Genomic DNA, 21,399 nt, shown 5'->3' on the forward strand with positions numbered 1-21,399 from the left:
TCAGCTCACCGGCCCGGTGACGCGGTCGAACAGGTTGCCGCACTCGAAGTCCTCGAGGTCGGCCTTCGGGGTCAGGTTCTCCTCCGCGTTCTCGGCGTTGATCAGCGTCTGCTCCGCGAAGAACGCACGCTGCTCGTTGCTGAGTCCCGCGACGTCGAGCTCGCCCGTCAGTGCGCAGTAGCCCATCGCGAGACCGACACCGCCCTGCCACGGACCGTCGACCGAGACCGTCGCGGTCATGGTGCCGTCGGCCACGGCCTGGACCGCCTCGGGCACGGCGTCGATGCCGACGACCGCCACATCGCTCATGCCGGCGGCCTCGAGCGCCTGCAGCGCGCCGAGGGCCATGTCGTCGTTGGCCGCCCAGACGCCGCGGATCGCGTCGCCGTGCTTCGTGATGAGGGTCTTGGTGACTTCGAACCCGGTCGTGCGGTCGAAGTCGGCGGTCTGCTCGTCGAGCAGCTCGATGTCGGGGTTCTCGGCGAGCGCCTCTTGAAGGCCTGTGAACCGGTCCTTCGCGGCGGCCGTGTCGAGGATGCCCTGGAGCGCGATGATGCCGCCCGAGCCGCCCATCTGCTCGAACATGGCCTCGGCGATCTGCCGGCCGGAGTCCACGCCGTCGAACGTGATGTGCGAGATCCACGTGTCGTACCCGTCCCACGGGTTCAGGTCCGCGGGCTTGTTCCATTGCGTCACGAGGTACGCGCCCGCGGCATCCGCCTCCTTGACGATGGGCGTCGTGTCGGAGTCGCCGTTGGGCAGGACGTTCAGGACCATGCACTCGGGGTTGCCGGTGCTGATCGCCTGGCGCAGCTGCTCCTGCTGCTTGGGCGACTCGCCGTCGTACGTCAGGCGGGTCTGGGTGAGGCCGACCGACTCGGCGAAGGCGTCGCCGCCGTCGAGCCAGGACTTCTCGTAGGGGTTGGTCTCGTTGCGGACCTGGCCGATGAGCTGGATGTCCTCCGGCGCGCAGGTGGCGGCCGCGGCTTCGTCGCCGCCGCCTCCCCCGGCGCCGGAGTCGGCGCAGCCGACCAGGGCGATGGCGGCGAAGCCGATCGTCGCGACCGCGAGGCCGCGCCGCCGGCGGATTGCTGTGGAATTCATCTTCGGACTCCGATTCGTGAAGGGGATGGTGCTTCGTGGGTGGTCGTGGTCACCTGGACATCCAGCCGCCGTCGACGACGAGGGTGTGTCCGGTGATGTAGTCGGATGCCGGAGCGGCGAGGAACACCGCGGCCCCGACGATGTCGAGGGGCCGACCCCACCGGCCGGTGGGAATGCGCGCGAGGATCTCGGCCTCGCGAACGGGATCGCGCCGGAGCGCGTCGGTGTTGTCGGTCGCGATGTAGCCGGGCGCGATCGCGTTGACCTGCACGCCGCCCGAGGCCCACTCGTTCGAGAGCGCCCGGGTGAGGCCGACGAGCGCGTGCTTGCTCGCGGCGTAGCTCGCGACATCCTTCCCGCCCTGGAACGAGAGCAGGCTCGCGATGTTCACGATCTTGCCGCGGCCGCGCTCGAGCATGCCGGCCGCGACCCAGCTGCTGAGCAGCCTCGGCGCGTCGAGGTTGACGGCCATGACCTCCCGCCAGAGGGCGTCGTCTGTGTCGAGGAAGGCGCCGCGGCGGATGACGCCCGCGCAGTTGACGAGCACGTCGATCTCGGTGGTGGTCGCGAGCGCGGCGATGCGATCGCGGAGACCGTCGAGGTCACTGAGGTCGGCATCGACCACCGTGGCCTCGCGCGATAACGCGGCGACGTCTTCGGCGGTGCCGGCGAGCGACTCGCCGCGCCCGACGAGGATGAGGTCGGCGCCCGCCGAGGCGAGGCCGAGGGCGATGGCCTGCCCGATGCCGCGGCTCGCCCCCGTGACGAGGGCCGTGCGGCCCTCCAACGAGAACAGCGTCGTCGCGGTGGTGGTCATCGCAGGTCCTGCACTGACACCGGGGCGAGGTCGCCGTAGTCGCGGTTGTCGCCCGCCATGGCCCAGATGAACGAATACCGTCCCGTGCCGACGCCCGAGTGGATGGACCAGCGCGGGGCGACGACACCCTCCTCGTTGCGGACGACGAGATGGCGCGTGTGCTCGGGCTCGCCCATGAGGTGCACGACGCGGTCATCCTCGTCGAGCTCGAAGTAGAGGTAGACCTCGGTGCGTCGCTCGTGCAGGTGCGGCGGGTACGTGTTCCAGACGGCGCCGTCGTGCAGCACGGTGACGCCGAACTGCAGCTGGCTGGATGCGGTCGGGCCCTCGCCCCAGACGTACCGGTGCAGGGCACGCCGGCCGGCGCCGGCCTCGCTGCCGAGTTCGACGGGCTCGCTGTCAGCGAAGGGCAGCAGGACGGTCGGGTGCGACGCCTGCGCGACTGCGGTCACGATGTAGAACCTGGCCCCGTCGCCGCGGAAGGCGAGGGTCGAGCCGCGCCCCGCGTAGAGGCCGTCGCGGTGCCCGAGCTCGAACGGAACGCCGTCCACGACGACCTCGCCGGGCTCGCCGATGTTGACCACGCCGAACTCGCGGCGCTCGAGCCCTCCCTCACCGAGGGCCCGAATCTCGCCGAACGAGAGTTCACCGCCATCGGGGACGACGCCGGCCACGAGCATCCGATCCTCCGCGGTATGGAGCGTGCGCACCTCGCCGCGAGCGAACAGTCCGTCGACCAGGTACGCGTCGCGCAGCTCCTGGGTCGACGCGGTGCGCGCCGCGGCGGGGTTCGTGGCGTGACGGTCTCGATTCACGGCGGTTCCATTCTCATATCTGAACGACATTCACTGGCTTGCACGCCGACGGTAGGCTATGGTGATCGTCGAGTCAAGTAGGGGAATGCCATCCGGCATTCTGAATGAAAGCAGCCGAGATGTTCGAGCCGATCACCGCCGACGAGCACGACTTCGTGCCCGTCAAGTCCGCCGATCGCACGCTCGAGATCCTCGAGAGCCTGGCAGGCGGCGCGGCGAGCCTCGGGGAGCTGGCTGCACGGCTCGGGATCCCCAAGTCCAGTCTGCACAGCATCCTGCGCACCCTCGAGTACCGCGGCTGGGTGGAGGCCGACGCCTCGCGGTCGACCTACCGGCTCGGGATGAGCGCGCTGCTCATCGGGTCGTCGTACGTCGACCAGGACCCGACGGTGCTCCGCACGTCCGATGCCATGGACGCGCTCGCGGCCGACACCGGCGAGACGATCCACCTCGCCCGCCTCGAACTGCCCGACGTCGTCTACATGGCCAAGCGCGAGTCGGTGCATCCGCTGCGCATGTTCTCGGCCATCGGCCGCCGCCTTCCGGCCCACGCGACCGCGCTCGGCAAGGTCATGCTGGCCGAGCTCCCCGATTCCACGGTGCGGTCGCTCATCCCCGAGACGCTGCCGGCCTCGACCGTGCACTCGATCACGTCGCGCGACGCCCTCATCGAGCATCTCGCGCAGGTACGCGAGCTCGGCTACGCGATCGACGCAGAGGAGGCCGGAATCGGCATGCGCTGTTTCGCCGTCGCCCTGCCCTTCCAGAGTCCGTCGAAGGACGCGATCAGCTGCTCCGTGCCAGTGGCGCGACTCGACGAGGAGAAGGAGCGAGCGATCATCGACCTGCTGTTCGAAGCCAGGGAACGCCTCGGCCGCCAATTCGGCGGCCGGCGGTTCACGACGATCTGAGGAGGATCCCCATGCCCAACATCCGTGTCGAACTGCTGCCCGGTCGCACCGTCGACCAGCGCCGTGACTTCGCCGAGCGCGTGACCGCCGCTGCCGTCGAGGCGCTCGGCGCCCGCCGCCAGGACGTGCGCATCATGTTCGAGGAGGTCGCCGCGGACTTCGTCGCCAACGGCGGCGTGCTCGCGAGCGAGGACGACTCGCGCTCGTCGGTCGTCTCCCGCTTCGGCGGCGCCGCGTCCTGACCCGAGCGAGACGACTTCGCAGTTTCGGGCGACGCGGGGTCACCGCGCCGCCCGTCCTGCTGGTCCTGGTCAGTTGAACGCGGCCAGGTAACTCGGGATCGTGTCGGTCCCGCTGGCCTCGTCGCCGATGTCGTTGACGACGTGGCTGATGATGCCGTTGCCGCCGAGTGACACCGAGAGCAGGTTGCGGAGCCGGATCCCCGGCTTCGCCGGAGCCTCGATCGCGCTGTGCGTGACGATGCTCGGGTCGACGTTGTTGTAGGAGTAGACCCCGACGCCCCAGGCCTGGTGCTCGTCGACGTCGTCGGTGACCTTGTAGCTCGCCCAGCCATGCTTGGAGCCGTTCATCCACGCAGCCTGGTTCGGCGGGTCGTACGCCAGCTCCGACTGGTAGAACACGGTGCGACCGCGCTCACCGCTCCAGACGGTGTTGTGCTGCTGGTAGTGCTCGACGAACAGGCCGTAGGCCGTGACGTCGTCGCCCGTGACCACGAACCCGCGCTCGGCCGTGTTGAGGTTCCAGCCGATGCCCTCGCCGTGATCGCCGCGCCACGACCAGATGTGGTCGACGAGCGTGTCGTCGGCGTGCACCACGAGGGCGTCGTCGACCTTGCCGGCCACCGCCCCTCCGACGCGGAGGAACACGTCGTGCAGCGAGATCGGGTCGTCGGCGTGATCGGCGGATGCCCCGGCCTCCCCGACCTCGAGCAGCACCGGTGCGTGCTCGGTGCCGGCGTCGAAGAGCACGCCCGCGAGCTTGACCCCGTCGACGTCGGCGACCCGCATCGCCGCGACGCCCCCGTCGTTCACGATCGTGGCGTAGCCGAGTCCGAGCACGACGGTTTCGGCCCGCTCGACCTCGATCGTCTCGTCGACGTGGTAGATGCCGGGCGTCAGCAGGAGGTTGAGCCCCTGCGCGAGCGCCTGGTTGATGCGCTCGGCGGAATCGCCGGGTTTCGCGACGTAGAACTCGTCGAGCGGGATGGATTCGCCGGGTGTCAGCCCGCCCTCCCAGGTGGTGCCGCGCGTGTCGGTCGCCGCGCTCGGCACGAAGACCGCCCAGTCGTCGCCGGCCCAGTACAGGTACGGCTTCTCGCGCACGATCGGGCTCTCATCGAGCACGGTGTGCGACGGGTTCGGGAAGCTCGGAGCAGGTGAGCCCTCGACCCCCGAGAACACCATGTTCCAGACCGACCCCTCCCACGAGCCGAAGGTCGAGTCGCGGCTCAGCCACTGCTGCTGCGAGTACGAGCGCACCGCGCCGTCGACCTTCGAGTCCGCGATGAAGCCGCCGCTCGCCCATCCGTAGCTCGATGGTGCGAGGTTCAGGTCGCCCTTCACGTGCACTCGGCGCATTGGCGCGGCCTGCGAGACGGCCCAGCGCGCCTCGCCGGTGTGCGGGACGATCGCGAGGTTCTCGACGGAGCGCCAGAAGTTCTGCGTCGCATTGCCGCCGAACCACTGCGCGTCGGCCCAGACGCCGCCGTTGATGGTCACGTCGTCGGGGTTCTGCCCCGCGCCGCTGATCGAGGTGTTGAAGCCGACGTGCGCGTGCACGTCGTAGCTGCCCGGCTTGAAGAGGAACTGCGAGCGGGCAGGCCCGAACTGCTCGGTCTCCTGCGCGGCGAACGCCGCGTCGAGCTCGGCCTGGATGGTCGAGTCGGGCGTCTGGTCGTCGTAGACGTGGACATTCGGCCCGAGGTCGCCGCCGCCGGGGATCACGCCCACCGGCGGTTCGCCGCCGTCGCCGACGAGCACCTGCAGTTCGAAGATCGAGTAGCCGTATCCCGTGCCGCGCTGCGTGCCCTCGAGCCTGAGCCACCGGCCGGCCGCATCGACGGCGACGGTGTCCTCGCCACCGTCACCCGCCGTGACCGTGGCCGCGGTGGTCCAGTTCGACCCGTCGTCGGAGACCTGTACGCGGTAACCGCGACCATAGGCGGCCTCCCAGTCGATCTCGACCGAGCAGATGTCGCGCTCCTCGCCGAGGTCGAGGGCGAGCCACTCGGCATCCGCGAAGGAGGAGCCCCACCGGGTCTGCGCGTTGCCGTCGACCGCCAGGTTCGCGGTGAACGGCCCCTCGGAGCTGGAGGCGCTCGCGGTGATCGAGCCCGTCGGCAGGGCCGCGCAGTCGGCGGCGTTCGCGGGAGCGGGGCCGGCCAGCACCAGGCCGCCGCCCACGAGGCCCGCCGTCGTGAGTGCGGCGAGGGTCCTCGCTCGCACCGTTCGTCGTGTCGTCATGTCGTCTCGCATTCGGATCAGGCCTTCGGGATCAGGTTGTACTGCTCATCGAGCACGGCGCCGCGGTGCGGCTTGTAGAGGTCGTAGCCACGCGGGTTGCACTGCAACCCGCCGTTGATGCATTGCTCGACGAGCCGGTCGAGCACCTCGGGCTCCCACGCGTTGAAGAAGTCGTAGTGCCACGACTGGTCGGAGCCGCTCGCGAGCCGCACGTCCGACATGTCGCCGCTCACCGGCCACGCGATCTTGAACTCGATCATCGGCACCGCGATCGGGTGCGTCATCGGGCACTGTCCGTTCACGGGGTACGCCATGTGCGGACCGTGGCCCATCTCCTGGGCCGCCTTCGGCGTCAGATGCATGCCGTCCCAGCACGACGGCGCCTGGTAGCGGATGTTCAGCTCGGTGCCCGGGTCGCAGGAGGCGGGAATCTCCCAACTCTTGGAGATGCCGCCGCACTCCCAGCCCTCGACCGCGCCCGCCGCAGTACGGAAGGTCTCGGGCGTGGCCTTCATGTCACCCGCAACGAAGCGGAGCCCCTGCGGGAAGGGCTGCACCTTCTTGTAGTCGTCGATGCCGGACTTGTAGTAGATCGTCATCGGGATGTCGGGCTCGATGACCTCGGTGCCCTTGTAGAGCGCCGGGAACCAATACGACGAGTGATCCTGCGGCACCGTGCACGTCGACCCGGTGTTCGCGAGGAGCGAGTCGGTCGTCGTGAACGCGTCGGTCGAGCGGTTGCCGACGAACGTGTGCAGGTGCGAGGCGCCGGGCTGGCCCGGGTAGACGATCGGGTCGTCCGGCCGGTTGTGCGAGAAGGTGCAGTTCGCCTGGAACTCGTGGTGCGTGACCTCGTCGTTGAAGACGGGCGGGTCTTCAGGGTCGACCACGTCGCCGTCTCCGAACACCTGGAACTCGTGGAACGAGTACCCGTAGCCCGTGGCGCGCTCTGAGCCGACGAACTGCACGTACCGGCCGGCGCCCGTGAACTCGAGGGTCTGCACGCCGCCCCTGCCGTCGGTGACGGCCGCGACGGTGTCCCATGACTGCGCGTCATCCGACACCTGAATGGTGAAGGCCTCGCCGTATGCGGCCTCCCAGTCGAGCACGACGCGCTCGAGCGGATGACTCGCGCCGAGGTCGACCCGGAACCACTCGTCGTCGGACGGCGCGCTGGCCCATCGGGTCGAACGGTCGCCGTCGACCGCGAAGCGCGGGCCGAGCCCGCCGGACTCGGAACTCGAGGCGCTCGTCAGCGCGCCCCCCGAGAGCAGGGTGTCGGGAGCGGCCCACGCGGCGTTCGCCGCGACGAGCGAGCCGGCGACGAGGCCGATCGCCGCGAGGCCCGTCACGGCGATCGTGAAGGGGACGGGCCTGCGGATGACGGCGGCGGGCGAGCGCCCGCCGCCGGTGGACTCCGGCGCGAGCCGGTCGGTGGGAAGGGGAGACATCGGTGTACGTCCTTCGTAGAGAGCGTGAGAACCGGCTGGGCCGGAACGAGTGCATCGGTCCTGCTCGGACCTGGGCTCGGGATGGCACGCGGGCGCGCGCCTGCGACCGGCCGCACGACGACGGTCGTGCGACCCGGTGGGGTGATGGGGAACCCGGGCCGGCGGGGAGTGGGGGCGCCGGCCCAGGTGGTCCGGATCAGGGCAGGTCGTAAACGCCGACCTCGAAGAGCGAGTACCCCCATTCGGTGCCTCGCTCGGTGAGGTTCAGCCGCACGTAGCGTGCGGTGCCCGCCGCGTCGAACGTGTCGATGCCGCCGTCGCCTCCGGTGACCGTCTTGACGGTCGACCAGCTCGTTCCGTCGTTCGAGGTCTGCACCTCGTACGACTTGGCATACGCCGCCTCCCAGACGAGCTGGAACCGGTCGAACGCCTTCGGCGACCCGAGGTCGACCTGGATCCAGCCGGTCGGGGCCCATTCGGCTGACCAGCGGGTCGCAGGGTCACCGTCGAACGCTCGCCCGGGCGAGTAGTTGTCGCCCCAGGTCTGGAAGCTGGATGCGGTCGCCGTCTTGCCGAGCGCGACGTTGGTTCCAGAGACGGCGGGCGGTACGACCTTGAACGAGCGGGTCTCGACGCCGACGTTGCCCTTGCCGTCCTCGACGAACACGTAGGCCTTCCAGACGCCGAGCTTCTGGGGTGCGACCACCGTGATGGCGTCGCCGCTGCGCTGGTGCTCGACGTACTCCACGCCGCCCGCATTGTCGATGTACTTCGAATTGAAGAACGTGACGTACTTCAGCGGGTCGCCGTCGGGGTCGCTCACGGAGAGGCCGAACGTGAACGGTTCGCCGGCCACGATCGAACCGGACGAGGGGATCGACATCGAGGTGATGCGCGGCGGCGTGTTCCCGCCCGCGGCAGAGCCGTTCCACATGTCGGCGACCGTGTAGTAGCCGAGGCGCTTGTTGCCGCCGGGGTTCACGTTGAACCAGACCCCGCCGAAGTCGCCCTCGAGCCCGTAGTGGAAGAATGTCGCGCCGAGTCCGACGCCCTCGTGCTCGGTGATGCAGCGCCACGAGTCGCGGAGCGCCTCGCCCTTCTCGATGTCGGTGGGCTCGTCGGGAACGCCGTTGGCGTCGTCGGGAACTTCCCACTCGCCGGCTGCGCCGCCCTCGGTCACGATGTAGGGCCAGTCGTAGTCGCCGTCCTCCCACGTCTCTTGGATGTTGCACACGTCGCCGTAGGAGTTCACCGCGAGCAGGTCGAGGGCGGGAGTGTTGGCCTTGTAGTACGGCCAGGAGCCGGTCCAGGCGTCGGTCGAGGTGATCGGGTGGTTCGGGTCGATCGCCTTGATCGCGACGGCCACCTCGTTGACGTATGCCGCGTAGGCGTTGCGCTCGGCCTCGAGCACGTCGCCCGAGAAGCAATTCTGCAGCCCCAGGAGCGACTCGTTGCCGACGCTCCACATGAGCGTCGCCGGGTGCGACTTGTAGACCTCGACCCAGTTCAGGATGTCGGTCTTGGTGGTCGACTTGTAGGTCGTGTCGGTCGTGTAGTTGATGCATCCGCCCGACCCGGGCCCGCCGCCGGGCAGCAACCAGAAGCCGTTGACCACCCGCACTCCGTGCTCGGCCGCGGAGTCGAGGAGCGTCTTGGTGTCGGCGCCGGTGCCCCAGGTACGGGTCGTGTTCGCGCCCATCCCGGTGAGGCCGGGCATGTAGGTGTCGGCCTCGGCGAAGGACGGGCCCCAGGTGAAGCCCTTCACGGTGTACGGCTTGCCGTTCACCTGGAGAGACCAGCCGCCGTCGCCGCCCGCGACCTCCACGACGCTCGGCGTCGTGAAGGGGCCCGGCTCGTTCGGGTGGCCGGGGTCGACCTCGCCGGGGTCGGTCGGATCGGTCGGATCGGTCGGATCGGTGCCCGCCGTGCCGAACACCTGGAACTCCCAGAGGGAGTAGCCGTAGCCGTTGGCGCGGGCGGTGCCCTGCAGCCGCACGAATCGGCCCTCGCCGTCGACGTCGAGGGACTCGGTGCCCCCGGGCCCGGTCGTGGTCGAGTGGATCGTCGTCCACCCTCCCGTGCCCGTGTCGGAGACCTGGATCTCGTAGGCCTTCGCGTAGGCGCCCTCCCAACGGAGATCGACACGGTCGATCGTCGACTCCTGGCCGAGGTCGACCTGGATCCACTGCGGGTCGCTCCAGAGGCTGGACCAGCGCGTCCCGGCGTCGCCGTCGAACGCAGCGGACGCCGGCGTGTAGTCGGCGTTCTCGACGGAGGAGGCCGTCGCCGGCTTCCCCTGGGAGAGGTTCACGGGGGCGGCAACGGCCGCTTGCCCGGGGGCGGCGAGCACGGTCGCGACGAGCGTCGCGGCCACCGCGGCGCTGAGCGCGAGCACGCGCATCGGCGTGCTGCGCCTCGTCTGGGTCGGCGAATGGGAAGTCACGGTCGAGGGTCTCCTCTGATCACGCCGATCCGCGGAGCGGTCGGCTGGTCGTCTCGTCATTGAGCAGCACGCCCAAGCACTCGTGATGCGTTGGATAGCGCTCTTACACCAGCGCGACTGAGTATCGTCCGCTGTTTTGCCCCCTGTCAAGGGGACATTTGCCACCGACAGGCGAGCTGCGTCCCAGAGCGAATCCGCCACCAGCCGCATAATTCCGCCGAAGTTCGCACGCGTGGACGACCCGCGAGCGGTCGCTCGCCGATCGACGGTTCGAAAAAAGGTCGCCGGATAGCGCTCTCATTTTGTGTGGCGCCACCCGCGGAATCGCCGCCCGCGCTCCGTCGATCGATCGATCGACGGCGTCCATCTCGGAACCGTTCCCAAGTTTGTCGTGTCAGCGACACAATTTCGGATAGCGCGATCCAAGAAGTGCTAGGGTCATCGCGTGGAGAAGCCCGCCGACATACGCACCCCGACCCTCGACGATGTCGCACGGGTCGCCGGCGTCTCCCGAGCCACGGTCTCCCGTGCCATCCGCGACACGAGAGGCGTCGCCCCGGAGCTCAAGGAGATCGTGGGCCGGGCGATCGCCGAGACGGGCTACGTGCCGAACCGGGCCGCGCGGTCGCTCGCGACCGGGCGCACCGGCACGGTCATCATCGCCGTGGCCGGCGCCGACGCGGAGTACGGCGGGGTCGCCGAGCCCGACGTGTTCGCCGATCCGTTCTTCAGCCGTGTCATCAGCGGCGTCGTCCGAACCCTGCGGACCCTAGACACCCAGCCGGTGCTCCTCCTCGTCGAATCGGATGCGGACCGCGCCGACGTCCTCGCGACGGTGCGGCAGGGTGCAGCCGATGGGGCGCTGCTCGTCTCCACCCACTCCGACGACCCCCTGCCGTCCGCGTTCGCCGCGGCCGGGCTCCCTGCGGTCACGTTCGCGCGACCGGCGAGCGGTGCCCCGGTCAGCTTCGTCGACATCGCGAACCACGACGGCGGCAGGCTCGCCGCCGAGCACCTGGTCGCGCGTGGAGCCCAGCGGGTCGCGCTCATCGCCGGCCCCGACGACGTGCCGAGCGCGCAGGACCGTGCCCGAGGCTTCCGCGATGCGATGGCCCGCCACGGCCAGGCCTTCCCTCCCACGGCGCACGGCGACTTCACGGTCGAGAGCGGCGAGCGGGCGATGGCGGAGATCCTCGAGAGCGCCCCCGACATCGACGGCGTCTTCGCCGCGAACGACCTGATGGCCCTCGGCGCGATGCACGGACTCCAGGCCCAGGGCCGCCGCGTCCCCGACGACGTGGCCATCGTCGGCTTCGACGACTCCGTCATCGCGACGATCGCACGGCCGACGCTCACGAGCGTGCGCCAGCCCATCGAGGAGATGGCGGCGCAGATGGCCCGGATCCTCGTCGCGCAGATCCACGAACCCGGCACGCGACCGTCATCGGTGATCTTCGACCCCGTGCTCATCGCCCGCGGCAGCGCCTGACCGAGCCACCACGAAACTTGATTCGAGTGCGCGCCTAGCAACCCATCCGTTTCGGTTACAACTCAGCGATTTTGCGACGTCGCACTGATGGCGCCTCCTCCAGGAACGCCATGAATTCCCGAACCCGCGAGCGGGCTGACAGCAGCAGTGGGTGCGTTGTCTGGACGGGATCCCATCGTCGTCTCTTGCCGGACGTCGCGTGCCTTTCCTCACGCCGCCCGAAGATCTGAGGTCACGGCAGCTGTCGCCCCTGCGTGTGGAACAGCGCGGCTGATGACTGGGGTGGCACCGGCTCAGACCGGTTCCGCCCCATCGCGGTGCGAGCCACCCAACCTACGGCTGGACGCCCCGGTCCGAAACGATTGGCGCGCCTTCCGCATGCCATGCCCGTCTGTCAGGCTTCCACCACGGTCGCGCGCCGCGGGTGCCGTTCGACGAATCGCTCACGCATCCTGTGCCGACGTCTCCCGCTCGAGGTCTTGGCGTTCCCAGACGGTTCGGTGATCGAGTGCGAACTGGCGGAAGCTCGTCGCCGGTGTTCCGGTGAGTTTTCGGACAGTACGGTTCGGAATGGCCGAGATATTGAACCGGACGACGCGGTAGATCATTTTCTGTACGTCGATGTAGTCCGCAGGTCGGCCCTGTTCGGCGAGTCGGGCGAGGTACTCCTTCTCGGTCGGGCGGGCGTAGCGGATGCTGCGTCCGATGACGTCGCTGAGGATGCGGGCGACCTTCTTGTAGCCGAGCGTCTGCTCGCCGGAGAGTGTGTATGCCTTGCGGAGGTGGCCCGGTTCACTGAACACGACGGCGGCGACGCGGCCGATGTCGCGGGCATCAATGAGTGCGGTCAGCGCTCGACCTGCTGGGAGGTAGATCTCGTCGTGGCCACGGATGTCATCTCGGTAAGTGGTCGAGAGATTCTGCATGAAAAAATTCGGCCGCAGCGACGTGTAGGGGGCGTCGGTTGTCTTCAGGTGTCGCTCGACGGCGAAGTGCGGGGTCCTGCGATTCCCCTGGACACCCTGGAGGGAGAGGAAGACGATCTGGCGGATGCCGCGCCGATTCGCGGCATCGATCAGGGGAAAGAGGTACGTCGAGACATCCTCGATCGCAGGCGGCCTCATCAGAAACAGCCGGTCGCAGCCGTCCAAGGCAGCGTCGAGGTCGGCATCGCTACCGCCGAACTCGAACGGGCGGGCGATTGCGCCGGTGGGGAGGCGGGCGGCATCTGATTCGCTGCGGATGGCGGCGACAACGGGATGTCCGTGTGCGAGGAGCTGTTCGACGACTGCGGAGCCGACGATGCCGGTGGCTCCGGTCACGAAGACGGCGGGGTGGTCCATGTGGTCTCCTTCAATCGGCGCAGCAACCGAGCCAGGTTCTCGAGTTCCTCGTCGTGGAGGATCTCGAACCGCGGCGCGAGTGCGGCGATGTAATCCCGTTCGAACTCGTCGACCTCGGCCCGGGCTGCTTCGGTGAGTTGCAGGAGCCGAGATCGGGCATCCGCTGGGTTCGTCGTGGCTTCCACCAGGCCGGCCGCGCGCAACGGTTCGAGGATCTGCGTGACCGCGCCGGCCGTGAGGCCGAGGCGAGCGGCCAGCGCCCCCGGAGTGGGCGGAGTCTCGGCATGGGCGATGAGGAACAGCGTTTCAAGTTGGGAGCGTCCGAGCGCGTGGCCAGCGAATGGGGTGCGGCGGGTGGCCGCGAGGTCACGGCTGAGGACGACGACGCCTTCGATGACGTCTCCGATGGCCCCTCGACGAGGACTCCCGTCTCTTCTCGGGGGGCGTGGCGTGAGGTCTGGGGCGGTCATCAGTTACTCACGAACGGCATCCGGTGGATGAAGGTCCGGTCCTGGACCTGCGTGAGGATGAAGTCCGCGAGGTCGTCGCGGCTGATCTTCGTGCTCGAACCGGCCCCGACCCAGCCCACTCGGTAGGAGCCGGTCCCGGGCGAATCCAGCAGGCGGGGACCACGCACGACCGTCCAATCCAGGCCGCTCTCCTCGAGTACTCCGAGATGCCCTTCCGCATCGGCCAGGACATCCCCAGCCAGTGTCGACAACAAGAACCGGATGACGTGGTCGGCCACGCCCGGTCGGTCGAATCCTTCAGCTCGCAGACCGCCGCCGGACAGGGTCACGATCCGGCGCACGCCGTGGCCTCGCATCGCCTCGACGATGTTGCGCGTGCCGACGGTCTGGAGATCCTCGGGCGAGCCCTTCACCTGACCGAACAGACTCAGCACCGCGGCAGAACCAGCGATCGCCTCGTCGACCGCGCGGGGGTCGAGGACGTCGCCAGCGATCACCGTCAACCGCTCGTGGGTGATCGTGAGCTTGTCAGGATCACGGGCCAGCGCGCGCACGTCATACCCGGCCGCCAATGCCCGGTCGAGGACACGTCGGCCGGTCTTCCCGGTTGCCCCGAATAGGGCGATGGTGGACACGCGGACCTGATCCTCCTCGGTCGATACTTCACACCCTAAAGCAGTTCCGAGGGTCGCGGCGAGACTGTCCCGAGGCGAGCGTGACTCTGACGAACTGACCTCTTTCAGAGGAACGAGCCCGCTAAAGCGCTCGAGCGGCCGTTCTGGAAGCAACGTCCGACTGCGGGCGCCCGGGGCCTTGGGCCCCGGGCATCCGTGACTCTAAAGTGCGGCAGTGGTGCGCGAGAGCCCATACGTCCAGAGCGAGCCGGGATCCAAGTTCGCCGTCGTGTACACGACGGTGAGCTCGTCCTCGTTGGGCAGGCTTCCGTACTCGGTGCGCAGGAAGCCGGGGTTGTGGGTACGAGCGGCGCCGGTGACGGAGGCGTCGATGACGCCTTCGACGGTCCATGAGCCGGTTCCATTCCACATGTCGCTGCCGGGCAGGCTGAGGATCTGCACTGCCGAGGAGATGTAGTCCGGGTTGGTCGTGGGATACGGGTGGCGTTCGCGGACCATGTAGAAGCGGTCACGCTGAGACGAGTAGGCAATGTCGAAATTGTTCAGTGTGTCCGGGTTGCCGTTCGCGTCCACGAGGCCGGCGTTGGTGATGTCGTGTACCCCCGTGACGACAGGTGTGCCGCCGTCGAGGTCGACCATGGCCATCTTGCCGGTGTTGGCGGCGTAGCCCTCGGTCCAGGTCAGGACGGCGGTTCCGTTGTTCGGGTCGATCGTGGTGGCGCTGGGCTGGCCGACGCCCCAGGCGGAGGACGGTTCGTTGGAAGAGAATGAAATCACGGGCCAGGGGTATTTGACCCACGGTCCGTCGAGGCTGTTGGAGTACGCGACGCCGACTTGGTTGTGGCAGGAGCAGTCCAGATCGTTGCCGAGGTAGAACATCGCATAGGAGTAGGACTGGCCGTTGAAGGTGGCATTGACGCGGATCACGCTGGGGTCGCAGACATGCCACGAGTCCCAGCCACTGGTGGAGGAGCCAAGTGCGGAGGAGCTTGAGGTGATCGCGCCGCCGGTGCGTTTGGTGAGGAAGGCGTGATCTCGTACATCTCCGCTGCTCCGGCTGTGGCAGGTGTAGTACCGCTCGGTATTCCCGGCGATCGCGGACGCAGCGTACGAGTATCCGGGCGACTGGATGGAGCTCGCCGCATAGACGAAGGTGGGACTCGACCAGGAGCCGAGGCCGGATGCCGCGCCGGCTGGAGCGAAGACGATGGCCAGCGCTGTGGCGATGGCCGCGACGCCGAGGCGTTTGCGTACTTTCACGAGGATCTCCTTTGATTCGTGTGTTGGGGGCCGAGCTCAGACTCGGATGGTGTCGGCTGCGCAGATACGGTCGATCATGAGTCGCAGCACGGCGTCGGTGTCCATCGAGGTGATCACCTGCACACGCCCGTTCGGTGACGGTGTGTGCCACGAGCGGCCCTCGGCGTCGATCTGCACGGTCGCGCGGGAGACCTGGAACACGGACGGGTCGAGCAGATAGGCGGCCAGGATCGGGTCGTGGGGGTTGTTCCATTCGTGACCGTGGAACTGCCACCACTGTCCGATCTCCGCGGCCAGAGCCTGTCCGAAGGGTCCGGCATCGGTGATGGCGGCGACGTCCTCGGCTCTGGTCTGGATCTGGGTCGTCAGGTCCAGCCCTCCGACGATGATCTCGAGCTGCGAGTTGAAGACGCGCTGTGCGGCGTCGATGTCGGAGACGAAGTTGTGCTCAGCGAGGTGCTGGTCGCCGAAGTCGCCGCCCATGATGATCAGGCGTCGCACGTTCGTCTCGAACTCCGGATCGAGGTCGAGCGCGAGCGCGATGTTCGTGAGCGGGCCGATGGCCAGCACGTCGAGTTCGCCCCGGTGCCGAGCTGCGGCATCCGTCAGGTCCTTGACTCCGGACCCGGCCGGACCGATCGGTTCCCGGTCCAGGTCCTCGTGCAGAGCACCCTCGTGGCCAGGCCACCACACGGGCTTCCCACTGCGTGTGTCCGTCTCGCCCGGCGCGACCAGCACACCCGCCGGGTTCGCCGAGTGGCCGATGAGCCGGGCGGCGAGCCGGGCGCGGAGCCTGGTGTCGCCGTAGACGGTGCTGATGCCGACGATGTCGAATTCGGGGGAACCGAGGAGCACGCCGAGTGCGAGCGCGTCGTCGACGTCAGTGCCGATGTCGGTGTCGAGGTAGAGGTGCATGGCCTTCAATCTGGGTGGAGGGGTTCAGCCCTTGGTCCCGGTGGACGCGAGGGATTCGGTGAACTGACGCTGGAAGATCAGCAAGAGGATCAACGGAACGAGGGTGAGCAGGAACGCGCCGGCGAAGATCGCGCCGAAATCGACCTCGAACTGGCCGGCGAGGTTGGCCAACGCGATCGGGCCGAGCACCTTGCTCGGTTCGGTGCCGATCATCAGCGGCCACAGGTACGCACCCCACTGGAAGAGGAAGAGCGTGAACCCTGCGCCGATGAGCGCCGGCTTGGAGAGCGGCAGGTAGATGCGCCAGAAGATGCCCCACCAGCCCAGCCCGTCGACGCGTGCCGCCTCGGCGAGTTCGAGTGGGATGTTCATGAAGAACTGCCGGAGCACGAAGATCGCGAACCCATTGGCGAGGCCGGGGAGGATCAGGCCGAGGTAGCTGTTGTCGAGGTTCCACGTCCGGAACAGGTTCGCCAGCGGTACGGCGATGGCGTCGAACGGGACGAGGAAGCTCAGTACCACGAGCGCGAAGACGAACGCGGCTCCGCGGAACCGGAGGATGCTGAGCGCGAACGCCGCCATGGCGCAGATCAGCAGGCCGACGATGACGGTGACGGCCGTGACGAAGATGGAGTTCGCGACGCTGAGTCCGAACTCGCCCACCATCAACGTCGCGTAGTTGTCGAAGGTGACCTCGGTCGGGATGAACAGCTTCCACGACAACGGGTAGAGGTTGGTGAAGATGTCGGTTCCGGTGCGGAAGCTGCCGGCGAGCATCCACAGCAGTGGAAGCGCGAAGCCGATCGCGGCCAGCCATGCGAGGAGCGTGACGGCGAACTTCCGGGCCGGAGTGGTGGCCAGCTGGTTGGGCAGTGCCATGTCAGTTCTCCTTGCTCAGCATGCGGAACTGCACCGTCGTGATCGCGATCAGGAACACGAGCAGGATGACGACTTCGGTCTGGCCGATATTCAGGTCGCCGAGCACGAAGGAACTGTTGTAGAGGTCGTACATGATCAGGCGGGTGCTGCCGGCCGGCCCGCCCTGCGTGAGGATCTGGATCGGCACGAACACCAGCACGCTGGACACCGTGTTCGCGACGACCACGAATGCGAGCGGACGGCGCAGGTTCGGTAGCGTGATCGACCGGAGCGTGCGCCACCAGCCGGCCCCGTCGAGGGCGGCCGCTTCATAGAGTTCGCGCGGGATGTCCTGGAGGCCGGCGATGAGGAACAGCGTCCAGTACCCGATGCCGATCCAGGACAGCAGCACGATGATGCACGCGAGGGCCTGGTCGGATGAGGTGAGGAAGGGCTGTTCCGGTAGGCCGACCGCCGCGAGGGCGGCGTTGATCGGACCCTGTGGCTGATACGCGACGCCCCAGATCACGGTCGCCACGGCGGCGGGCGCCGCGACGGGGATGAAGATGAGCGTGCGCACGATGCCGACGCCCGGGAAGCGTTCGACCAGCAGGACCGCGAGCAGCAGCGCACAGACGATCTGGAACGGCACGATGATCACCAGGAAGAGCGCGGTGACGACGAGCACGTTCTGGAACGTGGGGTCCGCGAACAGCAGGGCGTAGTTCTCGATGCCGACGAAGCGGCCGCCGGTGAAGGACTGCGTTCCGCGTTGGAAGCTCTGCGTGATCGCTTCGACGGTCGGGAGCAGGCGCAGTGCGACCAGCAGCACGACCGCGGGGAGCAGGAAGAGGGCGGCGGCGCGCCAGTGGCCACCGCGCCGGCGCCGGGTGGCGGCAGGGGCGGATGTCTCCGCCGCCACCCGGCGTTCTGAATCGATCAAGGTCACAGCCGGTCCCAGAGTCCTTGCAGTTCGTCCTGGGCCTTCTGCAGCGTCTCCTCGACGTCGCCGCCGTTGCGGATGTCGGAGAAGGCCCGACCGAGCACGTCCTGCATCTGCGTGAAGCCCGGGGTGTTGGGCCGGTTCACCGCCGAGTCCTCCAGCTCACTGAGGGTGAGCTCGCCCATGCCGTCGGTGTTCGGCGCGTCCTGCCCGTCCATCTTCGTGATGTAGTCGCTGAACGAGTCGACGTTCGTCGGCGGGATGATGACCTCCTGAGCGGAGATCGCGTTGCCTTCCGCGTCCAGCGAGGCGAACTCGATGAACTTCTTCGACGCCTCGAGTGCATCGGTGGCAGGACTGATCGCGATGTTCCAGGAACCGGTCGGCATCGCGGGAGTGCCACCGTCGAACATCGGGTTCGGTGCGATGCCGTAGTCCACCTTCGAGTCGGCTTCGAGGATCGGTGTCAGCGACCAGGGCCCGCCGACGAAGTACGCCGCCTTGCCTCCGGCGAACAGCTGGACCATCTGATCGGTCTCCACGCCCCGAGGTGCGACGCCGTCTTCGAACAGCGATCCGTACCACTTCATCGACTCGATCCAGCCGTCGTTGGTGACGTCGGCGGTGAGCAGGTCGTCACCGGTCGCGCCGCTGCCGCCGCCCTTCGACTCCGGCAGGGCCTGGAGCTGGTAATAGCGATCGGTCTGGTCGAAGAGCAGTCCCCACTCGGCACCGGCTGCCTGAGCGGATTTCGCATCGGTTGTGAGGTCTTCCCACGTGGCACGATCGTCGGATTCGATCGACGGGTGGGCGATGCCCGCGGCATCCAGCAGGCTCTTGTTGTAGTACAGGTACTGGAGGCTGGTCCACATCGGCAGGGCCCACAGCTTGCCGTCGAACATGTTGCCTTCGACGGTCGCGGGCAGCGAGCTTTCCTCGACCTGGTCGCGATACTCGGACAAGTCGGTCAGGAACCCCTTGGTCGCGAGCGACCCGATCGCCCCGGCGTCGGCGAGGTAGACGTCGACGCCGGCGTCCTTTCCACCGATGCGTTGCTGGAGCACGTTGTTGTACTGATCGAACGGCACGTTCTGGTACGTGACGGTGATCTCGGGGTTCTCCTCCTCGAACGCGTCGATCAGCGGGGCGAAGACCTCGGGCAGGTCGGCACCGATCATCGTGATCTCGACCGGACCGTCGCCGCCGCCGGCCTCTGAGCCACTCGTGCATGCGGCGAGCATGACGGTCGCGGACAGGGCGATGCCCATCGCCGCGAGTGTTCTGTGATTGCGCATGTTCTCTTCCTTGAGATGTATCGGACGGGGCTCGACTACGCGGTCGAAGCCATGGTTCCCGGCACGGCTCGGGCGCCGTGCAGGGCGACTACCGCTGATGCGGCGGCAGAAGCTGTGTGTACTGCGTCATCGAGGGTCGCCCCTCGTGCCAGGCCGGCGGCCAGGGCGCCGACGAACGCGTCGCCGGCCCCGGTCGTGTCGAGCACCCGCTCCGCTTTCACCGCGGCAACGTGGCGCTCCCCATCGGCATCGGAGACGACGCATCCGTCGCCTCCGAGGGTGACGACCACGGATCTGGCCCGCGAACTGCGCCTGAGATCTGCTACCAGCGCGAGCGGGTCCGTGGCCGACGACGCGGTCGAGCCGAGCATGTCGTGCGCCTCGTGGATGTTCACCACCAGCGGATCGGCGACCGCGAGCAGCGCGGCGCTGAGCGGGACGACCGGCGCGTTGTTGAGAACCAGCCGGGCACCTCGCTCGACGGCGAAGCGGCCGAGGGCCTCCACCGGCGGCGTGCCCACCTCGGTCTGCCCGACGACGACCTCAGGGGATTCGGCCCCGTTCAAGGTGGCCGGGGAGACGAACGCGTTCGCACCGAGCATCACCACGATCGAGTTCTCGCCATCGTCGGAGACGGAGATGAACGCGCGGCCGGTCGGGGTTCCGATCACCCGGCGCACCATCGATGCATCCACGCCGAGCGCACTGAGCGCCTCGAGCTGTCGCGTCCCGGCGGCATCGTCGCCGACCGCGCCGATCATCTGCACGGCGACGCCCTCCCCCGCTGCTGCGGCGGCCTGGTTGGCACCCTTGCCTCCGGCATGGGTCTCGACCGAGCGCGCGACCACGGTCTCGCCCGGCGCCGGCTGGCGGTGAACGCGCACGATCTCGTCCTGGTTGATCGCGCCCAGCACCAACACCCTCGGCATCTGCGCCCCGTTCTCTGAAATGGTGAATCTACTCGCGTAGACTTGACTAGTAGAGGACTGTAGCGACCTTCACGGCGATTGGCAAGCGCTAGGTTCGAGCGAAGGAGGCGGCATGGAACGGCAACGACGGACGACCCGCGACGACGTCGCTCGTCGCGCGGGCGTCAGCACCGCGGTGATCAGCTACGTCCTGAACGACGGGCCGCGCCCGGTCGCCGAGAGTACCCGGCAACGCGTGCTTCAGGCGATCGACGAGCTGGGCTACCGCCCCAGCGCCGCCGCCCGCGCGCTGAAGCTGGCCCGGTCGGGCGTCATCGGGCTCGTGGTCCCCGACATCAGCAACTCGTTCTTCGCCGAGTTCGCGAAGCATCTCCAGGATGCCGCGCACGATGCCGGCTACGCCGTGATGCTGGGCACGACCGGCGACCGGGAACAGGAGGCCGATCAGGTGCAGAGCCTGCTCCGGCAGGACCTGGACGGCCTCGTCGTCTTCGGGATCGAGGATCCGACGCTGCTCGAGACACTCCTGTCGATGGACACCACACTCGTGTCGATGGACTGGCAGCTCCAGGACGGTACCGTCGCCACCATCGTCGCCGACGACTACGGCGCGACCCGAGCCGCAATCGAGCATCTCCGTGACGCGCATGGACATGTCCGCATCGGATTCATCGGCGGACCCGAGACCTCGATCGGTGCGAACGCGCGAAAGCAGGCTTGGAACGATGTCTCTGGCCCGCAACTCGACGCAGAGGAGCACCGGGTGCTCCAGGCGACCGCTCCATTTACACGCGATGGGGGGTACCAGGCAGCCCGGCACCTGGTCGCCACCACGCAGGCAACGGCGCTTTTCGCGGCATCGGACATTCAAGCCATCGGGGCACTCCGAGCGCTCCGAGACCTGCGCATCGCCGTACCCGGTCGCATCGCCATGATGTCATTCGATGGCACCCTCGAGGCGCAGTACAGCTCCCCATCTCTCAGCGTCGTTGCCGTTCCGATCCAGGCGATGGCCCAGCTCGCGCTTCGACGAGTGCTCAGCGACACCTCGACCGGAGACCTGCACGCGATCTTCCCGCACGAACTCAAGCTCAGGGAGTCATGCGGCTGCGAACGATGATCGACATCGTTACTGTCGTCATCGCGCGCGGCCACCTTCGTACGCGCGGGTAGCGCGACGCACCGAAGACACGGCAACGGCCTGACTCGACCCGCATGTGGCCGGCCCCGCGAACGGA

19 protein-coding genes are annotated in these 21,399 nt (G+C 68.2%); 4 read left to right on the forward strand and 15 right to left on the reverse strand.

The window, feature by feature from the left end; all coding sequences use genetic code 11:
- Genes GQQ95_RS15095 through kduI form a run of 3 tightly spaced genes read right to left on the reverse strand, consistent with a single transcriptional unit; the run spans position 1 to position 2,736 of the window.
- Complete coding sequence (locus GQQ95_RS15095) at positions 1-1,104, reverse strand: sugar ABC transporter substrate-binding protein (RefSeq protein ID WP_157428496.1); 1,104 nt, start codon at positions 1,102-1,104, stop codon at positions 1-3.
- A gap of 49 nt (positions 1,105-1,153) precedes the next feature.
- Complete coding sequence (locus tag GQQ95_RS15100; protein WP_212275500.1) at positions 1,154-1,921, reverse strand: SDR family oxidoreductase; 768 nt, start codon at positions 1,919-1,921, stop codon at positions 1,154-1,156.
- A complete protein-coding gene (gene kduI / locus GQQ95_RS15105; protein WP_157428497.1) occupies positions 1,918-2,736 on the reverse strand; it encodes a 5-dehydro-4-deoxy-D-glucuronate isomerase in 819 nt (272 codons plus the stop codon). The genes GQQ95_RS15100 and kduI overlap by 4 nt, the downstream gene beginning before the upstream one ends.
- Before the next feature lie 119 nt (positions 2,737-2,855).
- On the opposite strand from kduI, the gene GQQ95_RS15110 reads away from it, so the two are divergent.
- Together GQQ95_RS15110 and GQQ95_RS15115 are read left to right on the forward strand one after the other, a co-directional pair.
- Complete coding sequence (locus GQQ95_RS15110) at positions 2,856-3,647, forward strand: IclR family transcriptional regulator (protein WP_157428498.1); 792 nt, start codon at positions 2,856-2,858, stop codon at positions 3,645-3,647.
- An 11-nt stretch (positions 3,648-3,658) separates the two neighbouring features.
- The gene (locus GQQ95_RS15115) at positions 3,659-3,889 is read left to right on the forward strand and encodes a tautomerase family protein (protein ID WP_157428499.1); all 231 of its coding nucleotides are present in this window, start codon (positions 3,659-3,661) and stop codon (positions 3,887-3,889) included.
- 69 nt (positions 3,890-3,958) lie between these two features.
- On the opposite strand, the gene GQQ95_RS15120 is transcribed toward GQQ95_RS15115, so the two are convergent.
- From GQQ95_RS15120 to GQQ95_RS15130, 3 genes are all read right to left on the reverse strand, one after another.
- Positions 3,959-6,130: a discoidin domain-containing protein gene (locus tag GQQ95_RS15120; protein WP_246205569.1), complete on the reverse strand. Its 2,172-nt coding sequence runs from the start codon at positions 6,128-6,130 to the stop codon at positions 3,959-3,961.
- Between the two features lie 17 nt (positions 6,131-6,147).
- Entirely contained in the window at positions 6,148-7,581 is a 1,434-nt protein-coding gene (locus GQQ95_RS15125) for a DUF1996 domain-containing protein (RefSeq protein ID WP_157428501.1), read from the reverse strand.
- Positions 7,582-7,777: 196 nt separating this feature from the next.
- Entirely contained in the window at positions 7,778-10,024 is a 2,247-nt protein-coding gene (locus tag GQQ95_RS15130) for a discoidin domain-containing protein (RefSeq protein ID WP_246205571.1), read from the reverse strand.
- Positions 10,025-10,469: 445 nt separating this feature from the next.
- Here GQQ95_RS15130 and GQQ95_RS15135 point away from each other — a divergent pair, with 445 nt between their 5' ends.
- Positions 10,470-11,513 carry a LacI family DNA-binding transcriptional regulator gene (locus tag GQQ95_RS15135; protein ID WP_212275503.1) on the forward strand — a complete coding sequence of 348 codons (1,044 nt, stop codon included), beginning with the start codon at positions 10,470-10,472 and terminating at the stop codon, positions 11,511-11,513.
- A gap of 443 nt (positions 11,514-11,956) precedes the next feature.
- On the opposite strand, the gene GQQ95_RS15140 is transcribed toward GQQ95_RS15135, so the two are convergent.
- The 9 genes from GQQ95_RS15140 to GQQ95_RS15180 all read right to left on the reverse strand — a co-directional run bounded on the left by GQQ95_RS15140 (position 11,957) and on the right by GQQ95_RS15180 (position 20,161).
- The gene (locus GQQ95_RS15140) at positions 11,957-12,856 is read right to left on the reverse strand and encodes an SDR family oxidoreductase (RefSeq protein ID WP_157428502.1); all 900 of its coding nucleotides are present in this window, start codon (positions 12,854-12,856) and stop codon (positions 11,957-11,959) included.
- Positions 12,832-13,326: a MarR family winged helix-turn-helix transcriptional regulator gene (locus GQQ95_RS15145; protein ID WP_157428503.1), complete on the reverse strand. Its 495-nt coding sequence runs from the start codon at positions 13,324-13,326 to the stop codon at positions 12,832-12,834. Before GQQ95_RS15145 ends, GQQ95_RS15140 begins: the two co-directional genes overlap by 25 nt.
- A complete protein-coding gene (locus tag GQQ95_RS15150) occupies positions 13,326-13,961 on the reverse strand; it encodes an NAD(P)-dependent oxidoreductase (protein ID WP_157428504.1) in 636 nt (211 codons plus the stop codon). The genes GQQ95_RS15145 and GQQ95_RS15150 overlap by 1 nt, the downstream gene beginning before the upstream one ends.
- Positions 13,962-14,162: 201 nt before the next feature.
- Positions 14,163-15,221 carry a glycoside hydrolase family protein gene (locus tag GQQ95_RS15155; RefSeq protein WP_157428505.1) on the reverse strand — a complete coding sequence of 353 codons (1,059 nt, stop codon included), beginning with the start codon at positions 15,219-15,221 and terminating at the stop codon, positions 14,163-14,165.
- A 36-nt stretch (positions 15,222-15,257) separates the two neighbouring features.
- The gene (locus GQQ95_RS15160; RefSeq protein ID WP_157428506.1) at positions 15,258-16,136 is read right to left on the reverse strand and encodes a nucleoside hydrolase; all 879 of its coding nucleotides are present in this window, start codon (positions 16,134-16,136) and stop codon (positions 15,258-15,260) included.
- 24 nt (positions 16,137-16,160) lie between these two features.
- Entirely contained in the window at positions 16,161-17,015 is an 855-nt protein-coding gene (locus GQQ95_RS15165) for a carbohydrate ABC transporter permease (protein ID WP_157428507.1), read from the reverse strand.
- Between the two features lies 1 nt (position 17,016).
- Positions 17,017-17,937, reverse strand: a complete 921-nt coding sequence (locus GQQ95_RS15170) for a carbohydrate ABC transporter permease (RefSeq protein WP_170297090.1) — start codon at positions 17,935-17,937, stop codon at positions 17,017-17,019.
- 2 nt (positions 17,938-17,939) lie between these two features.
- Entirely contained in the window at positions 17,940-19,232 is a 1,293-nt protein-coding gene (locus tag GQQ95_RS15175) for a sugar ABC transporter substrate-binding protein (protein ID WP_157428509.1), read from the reverse strand.
- 35 nt (positions 19,233-19,267) lie between these two features.
- Positions 19,268-20,161 (reverse strand): PfkB family carbohydrate kinase, encoded by an 894-nt coding sequence (locus tag GQQ95_RS15180; RefSeq protein ID WP_157428510.1) that lies wholly within the window; start codon positions 20,159-20,161, stop codon positions 19,268-19,270.
- 112 nt (positions 20,162-20,273) lie between these two features.
- Here GQQ95_RS15180 and GQQ95_RS15185 point away from each other — a divergent pair, with 112 nt between their 5' ends.
- The gene (locus tag GQQ95_RS15185) at positions 20,274-21,281 is read left to right on the forward strand and encodes a LacI family DNA-binding transcriptional regulator (protein ID WP_157428511.1); all 1,008 of its coding nucleotides are present in this window, start codon (positions 20,274-20,276) and stop codon (positions 21,279-21,281) included.
- Positions 21,282-21,399: the final 118 nt, after the last annotated feature.

This window comes from Agromyces salentinus (assembly GCF_009749395.1).
Classification (GTDB): domain Bacteria; phylum Actinomycetota; class Actinomycetes; order Actinomycetales; family Microbacteriaceae; genus Agromyces; species Agromyces salentinus.